A 1,396-nucleotide genomic window follows, 5' to 3' on the forward strand; every position below is an offset into this window, starting at 1 on the left:
GAGCGTGTCAGAAAGTTCGTGTAAGTCCGTGATCTGGAAGGCTGGTCTGGGCCCGGTTGAGGGCTCTGACCGGCCGGAACGGACAAGACATGGGCGAGAAGGACGGACCGGTCGTCGAGCCGGTCGATGAGCGTTTGGTGGACGAGGTCGTCGAGCGGTTGATGGACCGCGCGGACGCCTCGGGGGCGGCCCTGCTGGGTGAGGGCGGGCTGCTGACCCAGGTCACCAGGGCCGTACTGGAGCGGGCTCTGGATGCGGAGATGACCGAGCACCTGGGCTACGAGAAGCATGATCCGGCCGGTCGCGGCTCGGGCAACAGCCGCAACGGGACCTCGCCGAAGACCGTGCTGACGGATGTGGGCGCGGTGAAGGTCGCGGTGCCCAGGGACCGCAACGGTGACTTCGAGCCGCGGCTGGTCCCGAAGAACGCGCGGCGGCTGGCCGGGTTCAACGAGCGCGTCCTGTCGCTGTACGCGCGTGGCATGAGCGTGCGCGACATCCGCTCGCACCTCGTGCAGATCTATGGGGTCGAGGTCAGTGCGGACCTGATCAGCAAGGTCACCGACGCCATCGTGGACGAGCTCACCGCGTGGCAGAACCGGCCGCTGGACGCGGTCTGGCCGATCGTCTACATCGACGCACTGTGGGTGAAGATCCGCTCCGGATCGGTCAGTTCGAAGCCCGTCTACCTCGCGGTGGGGGTGGACATGGACGGCCGCAAGGACGTCCTGGGCCTTTGGGTCGGCGCCGAGGGCGAGGGCGCCACAACCTGGATGGCCGTACTCTCCGAGCTGCGGAACCGAGGCGTCGAGGACGTGTGCATCGTCTGCTGCGACGGCCTGAAGGGCCTGCCGGAAGCGATCACGGCGACCTGGCCCAAGGCCACCGTGCAGACGTGTGTGATCCACCTGATCCGTTCCTCGCTGCGGCTGGCCTCCGCCCGGGAGCACTCGAAACTGGTGCCGGCGCTCAAGGCGATCTACACCGCCCCGACCGAGCAGGCCGCCGAGCATGCGCTGGAGGAGTTCGCCGCCTCCGACCTGGGAGTTCGCTACCCGGCGGTGGTGCGGACCTGGCAGGCCGCGTGGAGCGAGTTCACCCCCTATCTGGCCTTCCCACCCGCGATAAGGACGGTGGTGTACTCCACGAACATGGTCGAGTCGATCAACTCCCGGCTGCGAAAGGCGACCCGCAACCGCGGCCACTTCCCCTCCGAACAGGCCGCATTGAAGGTCCTCTACCTGGCCGTGCGGGAGCTGATCAACCCCAAGGCGCGCGACGTCAACCACGTCGCCGCACACTGGAAGGAAGCCCTGAACCAGTTCTCACTCTTCTTCGAGGACCGGCTCAGCATCCAATGACCACAGGGGACTTACACGAAGTCCCTTACACGCCC

General features: G+C 67.0%; 1 protein-coding gene. It reads left to right on the plus strand.

Annotation, left to right across the window (positions count from 1 at the left end):
* Positions 1-89: 89 nt before the first annotated feature.
* Positions 90-1,361, plus strand: a complete 1,272-nt coding sequence (locus ACFC1F_RS43385) for an IS256 family transposase (protein WP_376167348.1) — start codon at positions 90-92, stop codon at positions 1,359-1,361.
* The last annotated feature ends 35 nt before the right edge of the window (positions 1,362-1,396 follow it).

This window comes from Kitasatospora sp. NPDC056181 (genome assembly GCF_042266225.1).
In the GTDB taxonomy this organism is placed as follows: domain Bacteria; phylum Actinomycetota; class Actinomycetes; order Streptomycetales; family Streptomycetaceae; genus Kitasatospora.